This is a genomic window from Marinoscillum sp. HNIBRBA16962 (assembly GCF_057801515.1).
The window spans coordinates 1,363,046-1,384,631 of the sequence record NZ_CM173603.1 but is presented as its reverse complement, the minus strand read 5'-3'; the positions used below and the strand labels follow the sequence as shown (position 1 = coordinate 1,384,631).

At 43.5% G+C, this 21,586-nt stretch carries 22 protein-coding genes; 14 read left to right on the top strand and 8 right to left on the bottom strand.

Annotated elements, in window-relative coordinates:
* The 3 genes from AC3E9V_RS05835 (at position 1) to AC3E9V_RS05825 (ending at position 2,776) form a co-directional block, all read left to right on the top strand.
* Positions 1-1,815, top strand: coding sequence for a 4Fe-4S binding protein (locus AC3E9V_RS05835; protein WP_488752251.1), 1,815 nt, complete (start codon positions 1-3; stop codon positions 1,813-1,815).
* A 2-nt stretch (positions 1,816-1,817) separates the two neighbouring features.
* The gene (locus tag AC3E9V_RS05830) at positions 1,818-2,309 is read left to right on the top strand and encodes a tetratricopeptide repeat protein (RefSeq protein WP_488752250.1); all 492 of its coding nucleotides are present in this window, start codon (positions 1,818-1,820) and stop codon (positions 2,307-2,309) included.
* A 77-nt stretch (positions 2,310-2,386) separates the two neighbouring features.
* Positions 2,387-2,776 carry a tellurite resistance TerB family protein gene (locus tag AC3E9V_RS05825; protein ID WP_488752249.1) on the top strand — a complete coding sequence of 130 codons (390 nt, stop codon included), beginning with the start codon at positions 2,387-2,389 and terminating at the stop codon, positions 2,774-2,776.
* Positions 2,777-2,938: 162 nt separating this feature from the next.
* On the opposite strand, the gene mltB is transcribed toward AC3E9V_RS05825, so the two are convergent.
* Positions 2,939-3,910: a lytic murein transglycosylase B gene (gene mltB / locus AC3E9V_RS05820; protein ID WP_488752248.1), complete on the bottom strand. Its 972-nt coding sequence runs from the start codon at positions 3,908-3,910 to the stop codon at positions 2,939-2,941.
* Positions 3,911-4,217: 307 nt separating this feature from the next.
* Between mltB and AC3E9V_RS05815 the strand changes: the two genes are divergently transcribed.
* Positions 4,218-4,958: a VOC family protein gene (locus AC3E9V_RS05815; protein ID WP_488752247.1), complete on the top strand. Its 741-nt coding sequence runs from the start codon at positions 4,218-4,220 to the stop codon at positions 4,956-4,958.
* Here AC3E9V_RS05815 and AC3E9V_RS05810 read toward each other — a convergent pair.
* From AC3E9V_RS05810 to AC3E9V_RS05795, 4 genes are all read right to left on the bottom strand, one after another.
* Complete coding sequence (locus AC3E9V_RS05810) at positions 4,955-6,463, bottom strand: FMN-binding glutamate synthase family protein (protein ID WP_488752246.1); 1,509 nt, start codon at positions 6,461-6,463, stop codon at positions 4,955-4,957. The two genes, AC3E9V_RS05815 and AC3E9V_RS05810, sit on opposite strands and share 4 nt — an antisense overlap.
* A 126-nt stretch (positions 6,464-6,589) precedes the next feature.
* Positions 6,590-6,937 (bottom strand): arsenate reductase family protein, encoded by a 348-nt coding sequence (locus AC3E9V_RS05805; protein ID WP_488752245.1) that lies wholly within the window; start codon positions 6,935-6,937, stop codon positions 6,590-6,592.
* A gap of 101 nt (positions 6,938-7,038) precedes the next feature.
* A complete protein-coding gene (locus tag AC3E9V_RS05800; RefSeq protein WP_488752244.1) occupies positions 7,039-8,145 on the bottom strand; it encodes a PQQ-dependent sugar dehydrogenase in 1,107 nt (368 codons plus the stop codon).
* Positions 8,146-8,220: 75 nt separating this feature from the next.
* Positions 8,221-9,936 carry a Na/Pi cotransporter family protein gene (locus AC3E9V_RS05795; RefSeq protein ID WP_488752243.1) on the bottom strand — a complete coding sequence of 572 codons (1,716 nt, stop codon included), beginning with the start codon at positions 9,934-9,936 and terminating at the stop codon, positions 8,221-8,223.
* A gap of 179 nt (positions 9,937-10,115) precedes the next feature.
* Between AC3E9V_RS05795 and AC3E9V_RS05790 the strand changes: the two genes are divergently transcribed.
* The 7 genes from AC3E9V_RS05790 to AC3E9V_RS05760 all read left to right on the top strand — a co-directional run bounded on the left by AC3E9V_RS05790 (position 10,116) and on the right by AC3E9V_RS05760 (position 16,970).
* A complete protein-coding gene (locus AC3E9V_RS05790; protein ID WP_488752242.1) occupies positions 10,116-11,273 on the top strand; it encodes a porin in 1,158 nt (385 codons plus the stop codon).
* A 168-nt stretch (positions 11,274-11,441) separates the two neighbouring features.
* Positions 11,442-12,134 carry a glycosyltransferase family 2 protein gene (locus AC3E9V_RS05785; protein ID WP_488752241.1) on the top strand — a complete coding sequence of 231 codons (693 nt, stop codon included), beginning with the start codon at positions 11,442-11,444 and terminating at the stop codon, positions 12,132-12,134.
* Positions 12,131-13,600, top strand: a complete 1,470-nt coding sequence (locus AC3E9V_RS05780) for a cellulose synthase family protein (protein WP_488752240.1) — start codon at positions 12,131-12,133, stop codon at positions 13,598-13,600. The genes AC3E9V_RS05785 and AC3E9V_RS05780 overlap by 4 nt, the downstream gene beginning before the upstream one ends.
* Entirely contained in the window at positions 13,581-14,942 is a 1,362-nt protein-coding gene (locus tag AC3E9V_RS05775) for an MptA/MptB family glycosyltransferase (RefSeq protein ID WP_488752239.1), read from the top strand. The genes AC3E9V_RS05780 and AC3E9V_RS05775 overlap by 20 nt, the downstream gene beginning before the upstream one ends.
* A 34-nt stretch (positions 14,943-14,976) precedes the next feature.
* Positions 14,977-15,483 (top strand): rhodanese-like domain-containing protein, encoded by a 507-nt coding sequence (locus tag AC3E9V_RS05770; RefSeq protein ID WP_488752238.1) that lies wholly within the window; start codon positions 14,977-14,979, stop codon positions 15,481-15,483.
* Positions 15,476-16,111 (top strand): TIGR04282 family arsenosugar biosynthesis glycosyltransferase, encoded by a 636-nt coding sequence (locus AC3E9V_RS05765; RefSeq protein WP_488752237.1) that lies wholly within the window; start codon positions 15,476-15,478, stop codon positions 16,109-16,111. The genes AC3E9V_RS05770 and AC3E9V_RS05765 overlap by 8 nt, the downstream gene beginning before the upstream one ends.
* Positions 16,098-16,970, top strand: a complete 873-nt coding sequence (locus AC3E9V_RS05760; RefSeq protein WP_488752236.1) for a hypothetical protein — start codon at positions 16,098-16,100, stop codon at positions 16,968-16,970. The genes AC3E9V_RS05765 and AC3E9V_RS05760 overlap by 14 nt, the downstream gene beginning before the upstream one ends.
* 2 nt (positions 16,971-16,972) lie before the next feature.
* Here the strand turns inward: AC3E9V_RS05760 and AC3E9V_RS05755 are convergent, their stop codons facing one another.
* From AC3E9V_RS05755 to AC3E9V_RS05745, 3 genes are all read right to left on the bottom strand, one after another.
* Entirely contained in the window at positions 16,973-17,683 is a 711-nt protein-coding gene (locus AC3E9V_RS05755) for a porin family protein (RefSeq protein ID WP_488752235.1), read from the bottom strand.
* Between the two features lie 94 nt (positions 17,684-17,777).
* On the bottom strand, positions 17,778-18,593 hold the full coding sequence (locus AC3E9V_RS05750) for a hypothetical protein (protein ID WP_488752234.1): 816 nt from the start codon (positions 18,591-18,593) through the stop codon (positions 17,778-17,780).
* A 448-nt stretch (positions 18,594-19,041) separates the two neighbouring features.
* Positions 19,042-19,722: a Crp/Fnr family transcriptional regulator gene (locus AC3E9V_RS05745; protein WP_488752233.1), complete on the bottom strand. Its 681-nt coding sequence runs from the start codon at positions 19,720-19,722 to the stop codon at positions 19,042-19,044.
* Positions 19,723-19,842: 120 nt separating this feature from the next.
* Between AC3E9V_RS05745 and AC3E9V_RS05740 the strand changes: the two genes are divergently transcribed.
* The 3 genes from AC3E9V_RS05740 to AC3E9V_RS05730 are packed head-to-tail and all read left to right on the top strand — an operon-like array spanning position 19,843 to position 21,531.
* Entirely contained in the window at positions 19,843-20,379 is a 537-nt protein-coding gene (locus AC3E9V_RS05740) for a CopD family protein (RefSeq protein ID WP_488752232.1), read from the top strand.
* Entirely contained in the window at positions 20,376-21,071 is a 696-nt protein-coding gene (locus AC3E9V_RS05735; protein WP_488752231.1) for an SCO family protein, read from the top strand. Before AC3E9V_RS05740 ends, AC3E9V_RS05735 begins: the two co-directional genes overlap by 4 nt.
* Positions 21,055-21,531 (top strand): c-type cytochrome, encoded by a 477-nt coding sequence (locus AC3E9V_RS05730; RefSeq protein ID WP_488752230.1) that lies wholly within the window; start codon positions 21,055-21,057, stop codon positions 21,529-21,531. The genes AC3E9V_RS05735 and AC3E9V_RS05730 overlap by 17 nt, the downstream gene beginning before the upstream one ends.
* The last annotated feature ends 55 nt before the right edge of the window (positions 21,532-21,586 follow it).

Below are 21,586 nucleotides of genomic sequence, written 5' to 3'. Positions count from 1 at the left end.
ATGAGGATCATCCAACTTTCAGGATTAGGAATATTTATCATTGGTTTCGGTATTTTTTTGATCAGTTTTTTTCTTCCTTCCTATAAGCTTACTGAGGAAATTGTCAAACAGCAAATACCGGATGAAAAGAGGGAGCTTTTCAAAACTTCCGCACAAAAGATCATCGGTAATAACTACTCAGTAAATTTTAAATTAATAAGTGATCTGAATGATGTATTTAATAAGATCAATCAGGCACAAGTTGAAAAATATGGCTTCAGTGAAGAAGACATTGCCTCCATTATACAGCAAAATGAAGGACAAGAAACTTTTTCGTTAGCCAGTGTAGAGAAAGCATTTTCAAAACCATCCGAGGCGAATGATTTCAAAACCCAGGCCTTTAAAGACTATGGCAGCTGGATGGATGGAAGGAGTTATGACTCAGAAGAAACGCTGAAAAGCAACCTGCAAAATGTTACCGACAATATTGAGAAGTATGGCATTATCAGCAAATTTGGTTTTGACCGGTATCAGGTCAAAGATTTGAAATATTCTCTGACCATAGCTGGCAGCAATGGCCCGATCACTGAAAGCCCCGGCCTGTTTCTCTTTCTGACATATCTCCTGAGCATTGCGGGAGCGCTAATGTATCTCCTTCCAAAATACAAACTGGGAGGACCTCCAGGGATCAAAAACAATGGCATCTACCACAGTGCCATGAAAAACCGGGGATGGCTGGGCATACTTGTAGGAACATTTTTGATTGCCTTCTACATCATCCTTTATTTTTATCCGGAATACATGACTGCCTGGATCAGCATGGTAGACCCGATCAGCCAGTGGCTGAAGGGAAGTGATGCGGGAAGATTTTTCCTTTATGGGTTCATTTACACGCTCTGCATCCTGGTGATGGGTGTGAGAATGCTGATCAAATACCGGCACAGCAGGTACCAGGTTGTACGGACCTTTAGTGTTATGTTTTTCCAGACGGCCTTCGCTTTTCTGATCCCTGAAATTCTACTGAGGCTTAACCAACCTTATTTTGATTTTAAAAATATCTGGCCGCTGGATTATGACTTTTTCTTTGGAAGTGAACTTAACACCCTGATCTCCAGTGGTGGTCTCGGCATTTTTATGCTGGGCTGGGGTATTGGTCTGATCATATTGGGCGTCCCCATTTTTGTCTATTTCTTTGGTAAAAGATGGTACTGCAGCTGGGTTTGCGGCTGTGGCGGGCTGGCTGAAACTTTGGGTGATCCTTACCGGCAGCTATCGGATAAATCCTTAAAGTCCTGGAAAATTGAGCGGTGGATGATCCATGGAGTCCTCGTTTTTGCGGTGATTATGACTGCAGGGGTACTCTACACTTACTGGACAGACAATAGTCAGTTTCTCGGATTCATTGATACTTATCAAATGCGGTCTGTATATGGCGCCTGGATCGGCGCAGGCTTTGCCGGAGTAGTAGGAACCGGATTTTACCCATTTATGGGAAACAGGGTTTGGTGCCGGTTTGGCTGTCCACTCGCTGCTTATCTGGGGTTTGTACAGCGATTCAAATCGCGATTCAGAATTACCACAAATGGCGGACAGTGTATCTCCTGCGGCAACTGCTCCACCTATTGCGAGATGGGAATAGACGTTCGTTGGTATGCCCAGCGTGGCCAGAACATTATTCGTTCTTCTTGTGTGGGCTGCGGGGTTTGTTCTTCAGTTTGTCCGCGTGGTGTCCTGAACCTTGAAAACCGGGATGAGGATGGCCGATTTAATCAACCCATTCTGCTGGGAAACGATAGCGTGAAGGTCAATAATGACGAATGGAAAATAGGAAAATAATTATGAAAAAGTACTTACCCATTTTTCTGTTTTTCGGATTTTATTGGGTCCATTCCCAGCAGGTAGAGGCCATCATTGAGCAGGGTTACAATAAATACCTGGATGAGGATTATAAAGGAGCCATACTCGATTTTAATAAGGCGCTTTCGTACGATGAAGAGAACTCAGAGGCTTACTATCTGATGGGCGTTTGCCAGTCAGCCATGGGTGAAAAGGTGGCCGCTATGGAAAGTCTTAATAAAGCAACCAGGCTGAAGCCAGACTATGCCGAAGCATATTATGAAAAAGGCTACATCTACCTTATAGATCAAAATGCGGAGAAAGCTATTGAAGAATTTGATAAAACGATTAAGTACAAACCTGGATTCCCAGAAGCTTATGTAAGCCGAGGTACGGCAAAATGTATGCTGAATGATAAAGAGGGAGCTGAAAAGGATTGGGAAAAGGCCAAGGAACTGGGTGTAAATTATGGGGAGTATATGGTTTGTGAGTAGGTCTTGTTTTCATGACCTGAAGCAAGATCTTTATCATCAATGATTGAGATATCCTGATTTTTTCTTAAAATAGAGATATGTTAGACTTTCAGAAAAAGAAACAGATCAGCATTCTTGTGCAAATTGCCCAGGTAGATGAAGAATTTGCTGAGTCTGAAAAGGCGGTTATTGAAAAAATTGCCTCGAAATATGGCGCCAGTCCAGCTGAAATGCAAGAAATCTTCGATTCCCCGTCCATTAGTGAGGGCCTTGCTCCGATGAATGTTATAGATAAAACAGATTTCATGATGGATTGTATACTTGTCATACTTGCTGACAATGTCATTACCAACTCCGAAGAATATTTTGCTCGTCAGATGGCTGAAAAACTGGGCTTCAGCCAGGAGGTTGTACCGTACCTGATCAAAAACAAAGATGTATCCCGAGAAAAAATGAGGGAGTTAATGCTCCCATATCTGGTTAATTAAACTTTATACGGTAGACCTTGAAATATCAATCCCCTGCACCTTTAAGGGGATAACTAATCCGCTAAAAATGTGCGGTGTTTTCAGCAATGAATAGTAACAGTAACCCCTTTAACGCTAAGAACAGCCTGGGCTAACCTGGCCAGGACGTTAGGGAGAGAGTAGCTACGGTTGTATCCTCTGCTTTTTGATCTCCTCCCCCAGCTGATACACAGCCATGGCATAAAGGGCGCTGTGATTATACCGGGTGATGACGTAGAAATTATTGAAGCCGAACCAATACTCCACATCATTTTCATTTTCCAACTTAACTAAAGCTGCCTGCATCCCGGGGGAAATGTTGCCCGAAGGAACGTACCCTTTATCACTGAAGTATCTTAGAGAATTAGAAGGGCGAACCCCTGTTTTTACTTCTTCAGGGCTAATCAATGACTTGACTGGTATTGCAACAGGTTCTCCTGATCTCCAGCGGTGTACTTTCAGGTAGTTTGCCGCACTGGCGATGGCATCATCCGGCTGCATCAGATCCCTGTTATCACTTCCGTCAAAACTTTTTGCGTAAGCTAAATAGCTACTGGGCATAAACTGACAATAGCCTATGGCTCCTGCATAAGACCCCTTGATGGAATAGATATCCAGATTTTCCTCCTCCGCCAGCTCCAGAAATTTTTCCAGCTCAGACTTGAAGAAAGAGGACCGCTTAGGATACCCAAATGCAAGGGTATAAAGTGCATCCAGCACCCTGTAAGACCCTATCCGCTGACCAAAATAGGTTTCCACTCCCAGAATGCCAAGGATAATTTCTACCGGCACGCCGGACTCAGAGCTTACCTCATCGAGTATGGATTCATGGGTTTCCCAAAACGCTACCCCTGCAGCGATGCGCTCAGGCTGTATGAAAATATTTCTATACCTCTCCCAGGTCATAGTGCCTTCTGCAGGCCGTTCCATTTTCTTTATGGTCGTTTCTTCATACTTCGCATTGTTGAGGATCACGGTGATTTCTTCCAGTGATATGTCATGCGTTTCTGAAAACTGGCGGGCAAACTCCGCCACTTTGGAATGATCCACCTGGGCGACCATCAAAAAGGGTAAGCTCCACACAATAGCAATAAATACGCTCCGAAAATATATCATTATCTCTCGTTTCTTCAACCTTACTCAAATATCCTGCCTTCTTTAAAAAATAAAGCAATTCACTACGTGAAAGTAGATAAATAAGCACTTTATTGACAGGAAATCATTAACTTAAAATAATGACAATAGTAAAATGAATATCTACTATGGGTGTGGTACAGGGGGGGCATTTTGCCTGACAAACTTAAAAGCTTATGTAGAATATGGTATCCTGCTCCATCACTCCGACCCGGATTTTGATGGACAAACATGACGGTTTTGAGTTTGTGAACGTTTAAATTACAAGAGGATTGATTTTATGCCTGAGATGAAAAAACAACTATGCATTGCCCTACTATCGGTTATTATCTTTTCTTGTGGGGAAAAATCAGGCTTCGAAATAAAAAAAGTGACCATAATCACCAATGATGCCAGGCAGTTAGCCGATTGGTATGAAAAGAACCTGGACTTTGAACCCTCCCTGGAAAATGACTTACTCTATCACAAAAACCTTACAATCCTTCTCGAGGAGAATAAATCTGCTATGCACCGTGATTCTGTCAAAAAAGCTTACAATATTGACCGGGTTCCGGGATTTTTCAAGATTGGCTTTTTGACAAACCAGTTTGACAACCTCGTGGAGCATCTGGAAGATAATAATGTAAACTTTACCGGTGGTGTAGTGATGGACAAAGTAAGTGAACGCAGAATGGTGGTTATCAAAGACCCGGAAGGAAACCGTATACAGCTATTTGAAGATGACGGCAATCACAAACTCAAACCATATCTCCTCTCGCTGATAGTAGATCATGTGGGTGAGCAGGAAAAATGGTACCAGGTGAACTTCCCATTTTCTAAGACCCATAACATGGATTTAATCGATCAGGGGATTTATATACGAGTTCTGGAGGGTGAAGATTTTCTGATCGAGCTTATTCAGACGCCTGATCGTCCCGTTAAAGCCGATCTTGATGCTAAAAATATCACAGGTTTTTATCACATTTTAGTAGATGGAGCTAAAGCTGCATTTGAACAGGATCATGAAGGCAATTTACTGGTCAGCCCTTAGTCCACCCGGTTAAGTACGGAATCAGGAAAATACTTATTTGTCAAGGCCACCATCTCGTCTCCCTTCACAAACATATCTATAGTGATCTGATCTGTGTGTGAAAGGCCACATGCACCCAATAGTTCCAGCACTGCGTGAATGGTATTCCGGTGAAAATTATAAACCCGTTCTGACTTATCCGATACCACCAGACCTTTGGTTAACATCTTATTGGTTGTGGCCACTCCGGTCGGACACTTATTGGTGTTGCAACGCAGGGCCTGAATACACCCCAGGCTAAACATAAATGCACGTGCCGAATTGCAAATATCTGCCCCTAAGGCTCTCATCCTCAAAATAGAAAATGCCGATAGTACCTTACCACTGGCAATGACCTTCACCTCTTTCCTCAATCCATACTTTTCAAGTGTCCTGTGAACAAAAATCAAGGCTGGCTCCAGGGGTAAACCCACTGCATCAGAAAACTCCAAAGGCGCCGCCCCCGTTCCGCCTTCTGCCCCATCTACAGTTATAAAATCAGGCCAGATATTAATCTCCTTCATTGCTTTCACCAGGTGAATAAACTCCTCAGTCCTGCCTACACAGAGTTTGAAACCCACAGGTTTGCCATTGGACAGGTCCCTGAGCTGTTTAATAAACCGAAGCAATCCAATAGAGTCCCTGATCCCCCTGTGACCGGGAGGTGATATGATGGTTGTATAGGGCTCCACTCCCCTTATCCGGGCTATCTCCTCATTGTTCTTAATGGCTGGCAAAACACCCCCATGTCCGGGCTTGGCTCCCTGAGAAACCTTGAGCTCTATCATCTTCACCTGAGGCCATCCGGATTTCCTGGTAAATTCATCCGGATCAAACGAACCGTCAGGCTTACGACAACCAAAGTACCCGGTACCTATTTGCCAAACCAGGTCGCCTCCACCATCCAGGTGGTAATCTGAAATGCCTCCCTCACCCGTATTGTGATAAAAATTCCCTTTTTTAGCTCCCCTGTTCAAAGCCATAATGGCATTTTTGCTAAGCGCCCCATAACTCATCGCCGAAACGTTCAGCACTGATGCACTATATGACTGATTACAAAGACTCCCTCCGATCTCTACCCTGGGAAAATCCTTTACAGGAGGTGTCGCATAGATCGAGTGACGCAAAGCCTCGTAGTGATCATTGTTTAAATCCAGCTGCGTGCCGAAAGGGTGCGTATCATTTACATCTTTTGCACGACGGTATACCAACGCTCTCTGGTTGCGACTAAAGGGCTTTCCATCTGTGCTCCGCTCTATAAAGTATTGCTGGATCTCAGGAGCAATCATCTCAAAGAAATACCGGAAATAGCCTAACAATGGGAAATTTCTAAGGATAGTGTGATTCTGCTGAAGCCGATTGTATAAGCCAATAAGAATCAACAGGCCAACAACCACAAAGGACCAAAGCCAATCGGAATTAAACCAACTCAGAACACCTAAAGCCACTAAGACAATGGGTGTGATTAAATAAAAGGTGTATCTCATATCTGAAGGATATGTTTTGAACCCAAGGTAAAATAATAAACCCTGCCAGTAAAGCTAATAATTCGGAAACTTAGGATGAAGTCATGACAACTGCTTTTGGAGTTGTTGAGCAATCACAGGAATGGCTCATAAGGCTGCTTTAATGGCTTCCACATTTTTCTTGCTATTCCCGATAAAGATCTTTCCATCGATCAGGAAAACCGGGCGCTTCAGAAAGGTGTATTCCTCTAAAATGTAGGCCTTATAATCCTCCTCGTTAAGCTTCTTCTCTTTCAGACCGAGGGATTTGTACTTGCGGGCCACCCGGGAAAAAAGCGCTTCATAAGATCCGGCCAGCTCTTTCATCTCCTCAAGCTGTTTTGGGGTGATCTTTTCGGTTTTGATATCCTGGTATTCAAACTCATCACCGATACCAAGCTCTTTAATAATGCGCTTACAGGTATCACAAGTCGATAGATGATAAACTTTCTTCATTTCTATTTCATGCCATTAAGTTAAGCAGATTTCTATAAGTCCTCTCCCTTAATCCCTCTCCGAAGAGGGACAGGTGGAGCTTAACTTAATGGCATTAATTTCTAATTCATTACCAGCCTTAAGACTCCTTTACTCTCCACACCCAGATAAATGTATCCGTCAGGCCCCTGACGAATTGACCGCACCCGTCCTATTCCTTCCAGGTATTTTTCCTGATTTACGATTTTGTTACCTTCCACATCGCACCGGTGCAGGTACTGAAATTTTAATGACCCTACTAAAAGGTCACCTTTCAGAGGCCCGTACTTGTCGCTCGTTACGAAAGCCATCCCACTCGGTGCTATGGATGGCACCCAGTAAAGAACAGGTTGCTCCATACCCTCCTTCCTGGTAATATCAGTAAACTTAGTGCCATCATAATTGATGCCGTAAGAAATAACCGGCCACCCATAATTCTTCTTTGCTTCTACAATATTGATCTCATCTCCTCCTCTGGGACCGTGCTCATGAGTCCATACCTCACCGGTATAGGGATTCACAGCCATCCCCTGGGGATTCCGGTGTCCATAAGAATAGATGGTTTGCATGGCAATAGGATTCCCAACAAATGGATTGTCCTGCGGCACACTTCCATCATCATTCATCCTGTGAATCTTACCACAATGATTATTCAAACTCTGAGGGTTTTCGTCTCTGTTACCACGATCTCCTACGGAAACGTACATATAGCCTTCTTTATCAAAAATAATCCTCGAACCATAGTGATGTCTGGTCCGTGAAGCAGGCTCAGCTTGAAATACCTCGGCAGATTCCACAAAATTGTTTCCGTCCAGTTTGCCTCTGACCACAGCTGTGGTAGCCAGCTTTCCATCATTCGCCACCCTTTTGGAATAAGCAAGATAGATCCATCCGCTCTCAGAATAGTCAGGATGTACCTTCACATCAAGGAGTCCTCCCTGGCCTTCAGCCACTACCCCCGGAGTACCGGAAACGGTGTGAAGCGTTGCGCCATCCCACCGAAAAAGTGTTCCCGACCGGTCAGTGACAAGCATATCACCATTTGGCAACCAATCGATGCCCCATGGCACGTTCACTCCGGCAACCACCGTTTCAGTAGCGAGTGAAACCTTGCCTGAGTTTATCGGATTTTCTTCCTGCGCACAGGCAAAAAAGGAAACGGTCAACAGAACAACTGTGAAATTTTTCATTAAGCCAGGTTTTGTTTTTTAGAAATAAACGACATTCCCATTTCAATGTTCTCACATCTGCTATTTACCGGGTCATTAAGCTTCCTCCTGAACTTTTAGCTCCCTTTCACGCTCACCTGTAATGGCTTCTGTTACATTGATTATGTGGTCACCAACTTTCTCACACAAGTGGAAGATGTCTTTGTAAAGCGCCCCGATTTTCGGGTTGTAATTTTTCTTTTCCATCTGCTTCAGGTGGCCTTTTAACAACTTATTTCTCTTTGCATCTATCTCTTTCTCTTTGGCAACCGCAGGAGCTAACTCCACATCATCATAAGAAGCGTTTAGATTGTTAACCATAATGGCCAGACCCTCATCAATGATCGTAAGCATCTCTTCCAGGTTTTTGAGTTGTTCATCCGAGAAATTCAGATTCTCCCTGATCTTATTGTCCATATCCTTAGACATCTGGAAGAAAATGTCTCCAACACGCTCCAGGTCATTGATCACGCTGAGCAAACTCGCCACCCGGGTAGAAGATTTGGAGCTCAGCCGTCCTTCACTGGCTACTTTTAGCAGGTAATCGGACACTGCCTCTTCGATGCTATCTGTGAGCTCTTCTTTTTTTCTGATCTTGGCAAGTAATTTCTTTTGCTTTTTCTTCTTTTTAGCAAATAACAGGTCCCTGAAAAGGGAAGACATCTTCATGGTAAGCTCCCCAAACCGTGCGGTTTCTTTCTGTGCTTCTTCCAATGAAAGCTCAGCCGTACTCATCAGGCCAGACCCTATGTATTCCAGACGGTACTCTTCGTCCCCTTTTGACTTCACTATACGGGTGACCACTTTCGCAATAAACCCAACAAACCCAATCAGGAAAATGGTATTCAATACATTAAAAGCGGTATGAAAAACAGAAAGAGCTACGGGAATGGACTCAGGCCTGTTAAATGGTGAATTCCCTGAAGTGGACACCAGATAAGTATCAATGAGGGACAGAAATGGACTGAATACGATTAAAATCCATATCACCCCGAAGACATTGAAGATGAAATGAGCAAAAGCTGCCCGTTTGGCATGCACATTACCCACCAGGGCAGCCAGATTTGCAGTAATGGTGGTCCCAATGTTTTCTCCAAGAACCATAGCCGCAGCTAAATCAAAAGGTATCCATCCGTTATTAGCCATAACCAGTGTTAGCGCCATAGAAGCGCTGGAAGACTGCAGGATCACGGTGAGCAGCGTACCAATCAGCACAAAAATGACGACAGAGAAAAAACCCAGGTCTGTATAGTGGGACAAGAAAGAAAGGATCTCCGGATTGGCTCTGAGATCGGGCACCTGGTCTTTCAGATACTCCAGTCCGAGGAAAAGCAACGCAAAACCAATAAGCACTTCTCCCCAGGACTTTAAACTATCCCGGTTAAAAAACAGCAACGGGGTCCCGATAGCAATAATCGGCAGGGCGTAATAAGCAATTTTCACTTTGAAACCTACTATCGAAATAAGCCACGCAGTAATGGTGGTGCCAATATTGGCTCCCATAATCACCCCGATAGACTCTACGAGGCTCAGGAGACCCGCATTTACAAAACTTACTACGAGTACGGTGGTGGCTGATGAAGACTGGACCAGGCTGGTAATGATAAAGCCGGTCAAAACACCCTTTGCCCGGTTTGAAGTCATCGCTCTCAGGATTTCGCGCATTTTAGATCCGGCCACCTTTTGAATGCCTTCACTCATGATCTTCATCCCGAAAATAAAAAAGCCGAGCGCTCCCAGCAGGCTCAAAAGGTCAGAAAAACCGTACTCCATGATCGTAATTTTGTGATTTATATTTTTCGCAAATTAAAGAATTAAGAAGTTAAGCCCTTATTACTTTAATGTTATCTCTATATGAAGTATGCCCTAATGTTACCATATAATTATCTTTGAGTGAAGGGGATGTTATAGATTCGCACCGATTTTTTGTGAAAAGAGCGAAATTATTTATCATGTCAAGACATTTAGGAGTACTTTCAATTCTTCTTTTTTCAATAACCACTCATGCCCAAATAAAAATACCCACCACTTTTGGGAAAGGGCTGCCTTTCCTGGCAGAGGATTCTTCCTTTTTTGTCAAAATGCGTTTCAGGTTTCAGACACTATACGATGGAGACCTGAACCTGGAAACCAACGAATGGTCTGACCAACTGATCACCAGAAGAGCACGACTGAAGTTTGACGGCTATGTATGGGACCCCAAAGTGGTCTATAAAGTTGAGTTGAGCCTCTCAAACCGGGATACACGCGGGGGTCAAACAGAGCAAAATGGGATTACACCTAACATCATCCTGGATGCAGCCATTAAATGGAAAGTGAGACCAAACTTTTCCATCTGGTTTGGCCAGACCAAACTACCTGGTAATCGTGAGCGGGTCATTTCATCACAAAGTCTGCAGTTTGTGGATCGCTCCCTTATCAACTCCCGGTTTAACCTGGACCGGGATTTAGGCATACAGCTCCACCATAAGCAGTCATTGGGTAAAATGGTTTTAAAAGAAGCTTTTGCTATCTCCATGGGTGAGGGGAGAAATATTATCATTGGAAACCACCCGGGATACAACTACACAGGAAGAATAGAATTACTCCCTTTTGGTACGTTTACTAATAAAGGGGATTACTTTGGCTCTGACCTGATGCGTGAAGAAAAACCTAAGCTCTCAATAGGTTTTACAGGCAACTTCAATGACAATGCAGTAAGAAGCCGGGGGCAGCTTGGTCAATACGTAACGGATGTGGATGAGAATCTCCTCGAAGATGACATGACCTCCCTTATAGCGGATTTCATGTACAAGCATAGTGGATTTTCCGCTTCAGGCGAGTTTGCCAAAAGATGGGTGGAAAACACTTCATACCCCTTTACTACCGGTACCGGATACGTCATCCAGGCTGGTTATCTCCTCAAAAGTAACTTTGAATTTGCCGGTCGTCTAGCCTCTGCCAGGGCAGACACAGAAACCTCTACCCTCAGGGATGCAGACCAATATACCCTGGGTTTTTCTAAATACATACACGGTCATAACCTTAAAATGCAAACTGATATCACTTACATGGATTTGTCAGGTCCTGACAACCTCCAATACCGTTTTCAGGTAGAAGTGGCCTTCTAGTGATAATTGCTAAAATGCGGTACACTAAAATGCTTATAAACAGTTGGATTACAGCCTGTTGTGTTTGATGAATATTTGTGCCATTAGGCACTAGCCAGAGAAATGTCTCTTCGGGGACATCTGATTCATCCTTACTTCGGTTAACTTTACTGCACAAAAACAAGGAGCTTGGAGCGACCGGACATCAGGGTAATAATACCAGCATTTAACGAACAAAATGCTGTAGGATTGGTAGTAAGGGAAATTCCGAAAGAATGGGTTAAAGAAATTATCGTTGTTGATAATGGATCTCATGACAACACATTTGAACAGGCCCTGAAAAATGGAGCTACTGCACTCCGTGAAGAGCGAAAAGGATATGGGCAGGCCTGTTTAAAAGGTATGGAATACCTGGCCTCAGGCAACGATCAGCCCGACATTGTGGTATTTCTGGATGGCGACCATTCCGATTACCCGGAACAGCTGCCAAATCTGGTGAATCCCATTATAGATGGAAAAGCAGATCTGGTCATCGGATCACGCGCTCTGGGAAATAAAGAAAAAGGATCTATGACCATACAGCAGGTTTTTGGAAACTGGCTGGCAACTACGCTGATGAGATGGTTTTACAACACAAGGTATACAGACCTGGGGCCATTCAGGGCTATACGCTACAGCAGCCTGGTAGCCATAGGGATGGAAGATACCAATTATGGCTGGACAGTAGAGATGCAACTGAAGGCCGCAAAAATGGGACTGAAAACGATGGATATACCCGTAAACTATAGGCAGAGAATAGGTGTTTCCAAAGTATCAGGCACCGTAAAAGGGACTATAATGGCCGGATATAAAATCTTATTTACCATCTTTAAGTATTTATGATGCAATGGTTCGTTATAATCGGTTATGGAGTAGCCCTGTCGGTTGTCTGTATTTTCAGCATAGAGCAGCTTTACCTTGCATGGCTTTACCGAAAAGAAAGCAGAAAAAACAGAACCCAATACCCCCCTCTCATACAACACCCAAAAGTAACTGTCCAACTCCCTGTCTATAATGAAAAATATGTAGTCGAAAGGCTAATAGAATGTATCTGTCAGCTGGATTACCCAAAAGATCAGCTTGAAATACAGGTATTGGACGATTCCTCAGACGAAACCTGTTCGTTGGTACGAAATAAGGTAACATTCTGGAAGTCAACAGGGATCAATATCCATCATGTTGTCAGACCAGACCGCACAGGTTTTAAAGCAGGGGCTTTGGCTCATGGCTTGGCATTAGCATCCGGTGAGTTCATCGCCATCTTTGACTCTGACTTTATGCCGCATCCTGATTTTTTAAAAAAGACCTTAGCAGCTTTTGATAAGCAAACCGGAATGGTTCAGACCCGCTGGGATCACCTAAACCAGGACTATAGCTTCCTTACCCAGATCCAGGCATTCGGGCTCAATGCCCATTTTACTGTAGAGCAAAGTGGAAGGTATACATCCGGAAAACTCATGAACTTTAATGGTACAGCCGGGGTATGGAGAAAAGCATGCATTGTGGATGCCGGAGGATGGCAGCACGATACCTTGACAGAAGACTTGGACCTTAGCTACAGAGCCCAGCTAAAGGGGTGGAAATTCAAATACCTTGAGGATGTTTTAGCTCCCGCGGAACTGCCCGTTCTCGTCCCGGCCATTAAGTCACAGCAATATCGATGGAACAAAGGCGCTGCAGAAACAGCCAGAAAAAATATTGGTACGATCCTTCGGTCCGGACTGAGTGTGCACCAAAAGGTTCATTCGCTCTTTCACCTGCTTAACAGCTCGGTATTTATGTTTCTGCTCATCGGTGCTATTCTGTCCATACCGATGCTTTATGTAAAGGATAGCCGTCCGGACCTGAGCCTGTTTTTTAACCTGGCCAGCATATTTATTGTAGGTTTTTTTGCGATGATGATTTTTTACTGGATCTCGTCTAAAGCAGCTAACCCTGCGGTATCCTTCAAATACTACATAATTCATTTCCCGTTATTTCTGACACTGTCAATGGGAATGGCACTTCACAACACGATTGCTGTGGTAGAGGGGTACCTGGGCATCAAAACTCCATTCATACGTACTCCAAAGTTTAACATCCGGAATAAAAAGGATACCTGGAAAGAAAATATCTATCTAAGAAGGGTTTTCTCTCCCATCACCCTGTTTGAAGGCCTTCTGGCCTCCTATTTCCTATTTGGGATCGGGTATGGTATCTCCCTGGGAGACTACGGCCTCCTGCTTTTTCATCTGATGCTGGCATTTGGTTTTGGTACAGTCTTTTTCCTCTCCGTGACTCCACTCGGATATGCTAAAGCCAAACAGTAAAGGCATCTACACATCTGCTTTTGTTTTGGCCTGTGGTATATCCACAATAGGATTGTTTACCACCCGTGATCAAACCGGAGTATTATTTCTGGCTTACTTTTCCTCATTTTTCACCTATTTCTGGCTTTCGCAGTTTGACCTGTCTTTTAAATCAGCATTGGGTTTGGGGCTTTTTATACGACTCCTGCTGTTTTTCGGTATGCCCACACTCTCTGATGACATATTTCGGTTTATCTGGGATGGCAACTTACTGGCAAACGGCATCAGTCCATTCGAGCAGCTCCCGGGTTATTATCTAAGTACTGACTCCCAAATATCCGGACTGGATATGAACCTGTATGAAGCCCTGAATTCTCCGGAATATTTTAGCATTTACCCTCCTGTAAACCAGGCCTTGTTTTGGTTAAGTGTAAAACTGGGAGGGAGCAGTTGGCTGTTTAGTGCAAATATTATCAGGACCTTCCTGGTATTGGCTGATGTGGGAAGCCTTCTTCTGCTTCGCAGGTTGCTTGGTCAGCATGGACAAAGAGAATCACTGGCCAACTGGTTTTGGCTCAATCCGCTGGTCATACTGGAGTTTACGGGAAATGTACACTTCGAAGGAGTAGTTATCTTCTTTCTGCTTGGTGGCATTTACCTGATTAAAACGAAGAGGTGGAGCTACTCGGGGCCAGCATTTGGACTGGCCATTGCCACAAAACTGGTACCGCTGGTATTGCTTCCCGCCATCTTCTTTAAAAACTGGTTTAAAAAAGGGTTTATTATCAGCCTGATAGCGGTGTTTGTTGCGATACTGTCGTTTATTCCTCTATTTGATCTAAAGCTGATAGAAGGCATTTCCGCCAGTATGGGTCTGTATTTTAAAAAATTTGAATTCAATGCCAGCCTGTATTTCATACTTCGCGAAATCGGCTTTTGGGTAAAAGGGTACAACACCATCGGCACTCTGGGACCGTATATGGGTCTTTTGAGCTTCCTTTCAGTGATCACCTTATCTATTTTTGGAAATCGAAAAGACTGGTCACTGGAGAAGACACTCCTTTTTTGCCTGTCTGCCTACCTCATGTTGTCAACCACCGTGCACCCGTGGTACATCTTACCATTGATCCCTCTGGGACTATTAGCCGGATATTACTACCCGGTATGCTGGTCCTTTTTGATCTTTGTTACTTACTTTGGCTATGATGCCGAAGGATTCAAACTATCTCCTTACTGGATCGTTTTAGAGTACTTATTGTTGATTGGTTTTTTCGTTATTGAAAACATTCGAAAAGCTCATGAAATGAGCATGATGCTCAACCCAAAACATCGAGAAACATCCACCGGACATGGTCAAAACTAGGTGGCAAACCGCTGATTTCATTAATTTTAAATATATGAAAAGCTTTTGTAGTTTGATTATATATGTATTTAGTCTGGCCTGGTTTCCGGCTTGCAGTCAAAAATCCTTTGATGAGAAGATGGCGAGCCTTTATCAAAATACAGTCCCGCTTATTCAACCTGAGGAACTTAAAAATCAAGCGGCGAAAAATCAGCAAGTCTACCTGCTGGATACCCGGGCCCCAAAAGAATACCTGATAAGTCATCTACCTGGCGCTCGCCTGGTCAACTATGATGAATTTGACATATCAATGGTAAGTGACATTCCCAGGGACGCTTCTGTGATTGTTTACTGCTCTGTGGGATACCGAAGTGAACGAATCGGCGAAAAGCTGCAGGAGTCCGGATTTAAGCAGGTAAGGAACCTCTACGGCGGAATTTTTAACTGGAAAAATAAAGGATACGAAATAATGAACAGCCAAAACCAACCTACCGATAGTGTCCACACTTATAACAGGAACTGGTCTCAATGGCTGTATAACGGAATCAAAGTTTATGAGTGACAAGAAAAAAAACCTACTGATCATTTTTGTGAAAAACCTCATTCCGGGGACCGTAAAGACCAGACTGGCAAATGATATTGGTATAGATGGCGCGTTGGATGTTTATCAGTACCTGGTGGAAAACACCTACGAGGTGACCAAAGAGCTGGAATACACCAAAGCCGTTTTTTATTCCGAATATGTAGAGATTGAGGATATCTGGGACACTGAAGATTATTATTTGCTGCTTCAGAAAGGCCCGGAGCTGGGTGACCGGATGCAAAACGCTTTCAAGCATGCTTTTGATAAGAACTTTGAAAAAGCAGTAATCATCGGGTCGGATTGCTTCGAATTGAAACCCGAACATATTGAAGAAGCATTTGATCAGTTGGATAAACATGATGTGGTCATTGGCCCCGCTACCGACGGAGGGTATTACCTCATCGGGATGAACAAGCTGTACCCTCAGCTCTTTCACGACAAAAAGTACAGCCATGACAATGTACTGAGAGATGTATTGACTGAGATTGGTCAGATGGATGCCAACTTTCATCTGCTGCCCGAACTCAACGACATTGATACCTTTCAGGACCTTAAAGATTCGGATATAGATTTCACTTTTGTCAGCCCTGAAGATGAAGACAGTTAACCCAATTTTACTTACTGCCCTGGCAGTGTTTATGACTTATTGCAACAACCAGGGGATTGAAAAAAATCCGGCAGACCAGTATCTGAACAAGGAATGGGCGATGGATGAGCTGTGGAACGATGGACAGGCCGAGGTAGCTACCTATGCGGCTGAGCGAGTGGTTTACGGAAAGCCCCGAAGCTTTGATTATACCTATGTACTGGTCAAAGAAACTTTCAATAACGAATACAAAGTAAAAACAGATGACTATGAGCGGGATGACCTGTATGACGTCATGAAGGTCAATAAGTTTTGCCGCATACCTACACTGGCTTACCCGTACCACTACCTCACCTCAGTCTTTACCAAAAGAGATGATCCCGGAACATTGCACAAGCTGACCAATACCTCCCAGGAATGGTGTGGTAACACGGCCAAGTCTTTTCTGGAGAAAGGCAATAAATACCTCTTTGAGTACATCAGCTACTGGGATGGCCAGGGTAACGGATCGTCCAAAATAGCCAGAGGCCCATGGTTTGAGGATCAGCTAAGTTATACTTTAAGAACACTTAAGTTTGTTGACGGACTTTCATTTGAGGTGGACATGTATCCTATGCAGATAAGTAGCGTTGCGAAAGTACCGGAACCTGAGCAGGCAACCATTACGGTATCAACAGCTGATACCAGCCAGGTGAATCACTACAGCCGACAAGTGGCTGAACAGCTGTGGAGAGTTGAGGTTAGCCGTAAAAAGGCAGGAGATCTTTCATTTTGGTTCAGTGGCACTTATCCAAATTACCTGCTAAAAATGGAAGCTGCAGATGGGAGAAAGCTGGATCTGATCAATGTAACCAGGGATGCTTACTGGGCTCACGAATAGCCTTAATGATCCAGATGAACCAGGTAGATGACATTTAATGAGATCACGCTGTTGGTTGTCTGAAAGTCACCAGGCTCAAACTCGGGATCGTTTTTACTTGCGGGAGTCAGATTCATCATTCCCCGGAAGTAAGATACGCTAAAGACAAAGTCACTGATCTCATAGCCTACTCCTATATTTGCGCCGATATCCAGGGCATTAAATGCTGTCTCATTTGCTGAGAGTTCACTTTCATCTGCCTCAAAGAAAACGGGTATATTATAACCTTCTCCTTTATCTGTCTGTCCGCCGTAGCTTAGATCATACTTATTCACACCGGAAAATCCCAATGCTCCGTAGGGCCCTGCAAATACGAAAAAATTATCTACCACATTGTATGTAAGATTTAGCGGTAGCACAAAATAATTGAAATTGGACCGGTCATACCCACTGTAATCAGATCCATAGCTTTTCTTCACATCTACACTAAACCCGCGATTAGAAAAGAACAGACCGGTATGCAGACCAAGGTTGGAATCGCCAAAAGGAATCTCTGAGAAAAACCCAAGATTATATCCCGGTTTAAACTGAGTACTTAATTCCAGGGCCTGATTTTTGAAATCTTGCTGAACATTAGAAAAATTGAGTCCGGCAAGGACACCAGCTCTCATCTGTCCAAATGATTGTCCGTAAGCCCAAAAAATAATAAGAGCGAAAAAAGTAATCCTTTGCATCGAAGGCGGTTGTTTACCGGTAAAGCTAAAGAATTGTAACTTTTTCGCTCTTATTTATAAAATTTTTTAACCCTTATTCGAGCAAAATGGCCATTTACTCACAAGCTACATCATCAAGATTCTCATCCCAGCAGTGCCACAGTGTATCCTGAAACCAGGCTTCGGATTTTACCCGTCCTACTTTTGTTTCTTCATTGAAATAGATCGCCAGATCATAATCTGAATCACTTTCAGAGGTTATGGATACATTGTAATAATGTGTGAATCCAGTCTCTTCGGTCTCGCCATACAGGATAGTACTCCCTTGTTTATCTGATTCAGTATCTATGAGGATATAAGTGGAATTAACAGCCTCTCCGGATTCACGCTCCCAGGATATCTGAAGTATTTCCCGAGGATGGTCCGGGCTCTTATACAGTACCCAGTCACCTCCGGACTCATCCGTTCGGGACTCCCCGGAAAACCACAGAAAGTCCTCGAAATCATTCCCGGAAAGGTACATTTCCCAGCGTACCTTTTCACCATCATTTATACGTTCTGCATACAGTTCTGCCGTGATGGTTTGACCAGCCACATTGACCGAATATTCAGATTTCCACTTACCCTCGTCGGACAAATAGTTAAAGCTATGATTGAAAGCTTCGTAAAAGGATGCCACAGGAATTGCAAGATCTACCGTCAAAATGGATTGCCATATGACCACATTCAGAGCCGCAAAGCCATAATTATTTTTAGTCTGATCTACCCGACCGTTCTCATTTTGAGGAAAGTTTCCAAAATCGGCAATAAAGGATGCTTTTGGTGGAAGATCAGGCGCCTCCTGTCCGGGCTCATCATCTGATGAACAACTGGTTAAAATGGCCGAAATGGCGATTATAAAACCTAATAAGAGAATTATTGATTTCTTCATGACTTTCACTTATTTTAAAATCTGATCGATTTAGAATATTCACCACTTAAGAACCCAAAAGTCATGCCGTGGTTGGAATTTGCCCTCGTCAAAAAGATAAATTATTCATACCTCAGTGAATCTACAGGATTAGCTGTGGCAGATCTCCAGACTTTATTTGCCCAATTCGGTGTCCCACGAAATGCTATGTTGACCCAAATTATGCTTTAATGCATAATTTGGGTGATAAAACAGGCCGTGAAGACATGGTTCTGGGGCGATTCATTGTGGGGTATGGGTTTGATACAAATATTCCCCCTTTTCTTCTCAAAGGGGGCTGATGGGGGTTATATAAAATTCATCAAACCCATACCCCTTTTGCTGCTTAATTATAATTTGACAAAGTAGAATTAACTAATAGCTTATTCACTATTAACTCCTGAATTGAACAATTCAGGGTTTTGGGAATTCAGGCCAGCTTTTCCATATCCCGGATCAGGATCCTCCTCCGGTCAAAATTGATGATGTTTTGCTCGCGCAGTTCATTCATAACTGTGGTCACTGTCTGACGGGAAGTGCCTGTAAGACTGGCTATGTCCTTATGAGTCAAGTGGTTTTTGATCATCATCTCAAAGCCAACCTTCTGGCCTTTCTCCTGCGCCATTTCCTTCAGGAAGTCTACGATACGGGTACGAGCATCTTTGAACACCAGAGATTCTATTCGGCGCTCCATTTTTCGCATTCTGAAGCCCAGTATCTTAAAGATCTTCAGACTAAGCTCCTGATTATCTTTCATCAGATCTTTCAGCCCATCAATGGTCATAGGACACACTCTGGTACCATCATCCATAGCCTGAGCAAAGTCTGACCGGCGACTCTCTCCTGTCAAAGCCAATTCGCCAAATAGCTCTCCCTGAGACAGAATGGCCTTTACTATTTCCTTACCATCTTCCAGATAGGTGCCGATTTTCACCCGGCCACTGGCTATCATGTAGACATTTAAGGAAGGCTCATCCGGAAAGTAGATGTAATCATCCTTTTTAAAAACATTAGGGCTGTGTCGTTCTTCCAGGGAAGGGGTCTTGCTGGGGCACAGGATCTCAAAAAGATCTACATCTTCAAAGTACCAAAGTTTCGATTTTTCGCTCATCTCCTTTATTAAGTGACGCTAAATTATGGATTCCTTGAATAGTCCACAATTCATCTGCATTTTTGTGACAAAAATTTGAACTCTTTGTTATAAACACCATTTCGATGTAAAAATTCCCACATGGACTACCTTAATATCAAAGCTTTACACATCATCTTTATCATTACCTGGTTTGCAGGGCTCTTTTACATCGTACGGTTATTTATTTATCATACGGAGGCGCTCCGGAAAGATGAGCCTGAGAAAAGCATACTTGATGCTCAGCTCAAACTCATGACCAAACGGCTTTGGGTGATCATTACCTGGCCCTCAGCAGTTATTACCCTGATTTTGGGTATTTGGTTGCTCATAAAGCAACCCCAATGGTTACAAATGCCTTTTATGCACATCAAACTAACTTTTGTGGCGCTACTTTATGGCTACCATTTTTCCTGCCACTACCTTTACAGGCAGTTGCAGCAAGGCAAAGCGAGGTACACTTCCACACAGCTGAGGATCTGGAATGAAGTTGCTACTTTAATTTTAGTAGCCATAGTCTTCCTCATTGTTCTGAAAAATCAGATCAGCTGGATATGGGGTACTATCGGAATTTTTGCCTTTGCTATACTGTTAATGCTGGCTATCAGGACCTATAAAAAAATAAGGGAAAAATTATGAATAAATTTGATCATACCTGGCTGGCCTGCGCGGCCCGGTGTTCTCTCCCGATAGCTATCGGGATTGGGTTGAGTATCATGCTCATTTCATGTGGGGAAGTAAAGACCTCTTACGAGCTACCTATCCTCGGACAATCAGAAATCAAGGAAACGACAATTGACGGGAAAACGGTCTATGACACGGTGTATCATACCATCCCGGATTTTGCCTTTGTAGATCAGGATTCTACCATTGTAACCAATGAAACCTTTGCCGGTCAGGTTTATGTAGCTGATTTTTTCTTTACTACATGTCCCACCATCTGTCCTGTAATGAAGCAGCAGATGCTTAGGGTCTATGACTCTTACAAAAACCATCCGGAGGTAGGTATCCTGTCTCATACGATAGATCCGAAACATGATACGGTTGCAGTCCTGAAAGATTTTGCTGAGAAACTGGGTGTGAAGTCTGACAAATGGCATTTTGTGACCGGTGATAAGGATGAGATCTATGAAATCGCCGAAAAGAGCTACATGGTGGCTGCTAATGAAGACAAAAATGCCCCGGGAGGATTTATTCATAGTGGCGCTTTTTTGCTGGTAGATAAAAAAGGCAGAATTCGCGGAGTTTATGACGGCACTGTGCCGGAGCAGGTAGATATTTTGATCAGTGATATCCAAAAACTAATCGGAGGAAATGAAGCATCTCAGTAGGAAACCTCAAAAGCTATCACTCCTCATTTTGGGGCTGGTAATCTTCAGCTGTGGCGGAAGTAAAAAAAAGGCTGATAGTGAAGGCAATGAAGATCCGGACAGGAAAACCGAGATCAGGCTTAAGCAGTACATGGTACAGGGCAAGAAACTCTACCAGACCTATTGTATGAACTGTCACCAGTCAAATGGTGAAGGATTGGCTCAGCTATACCCACCCCTAGCAAAATCAGATTACCTGCTGGCTGACCTTCCCAGAGCAGTCTGCATGATCAAAAACGGAGGGATGGAAGAGATTACCGTCAATGGCAACAAATACAATCAAATGATGCCTGGAAACCCAACACTTACTCCCCTGGAAATTGCCGAAATATTGACCTATATCACCAATGAATGGGGCAATGAAAAGGGGCTTTCTTCCGTCAAGGAAGTGGAAAAATGGCTGAATCAATGTAAAAATTGACTTTCAATCACTGAGCTTTCCTTCCTCCTCAAGCCGGAGAGGCTCCCACTTTTTC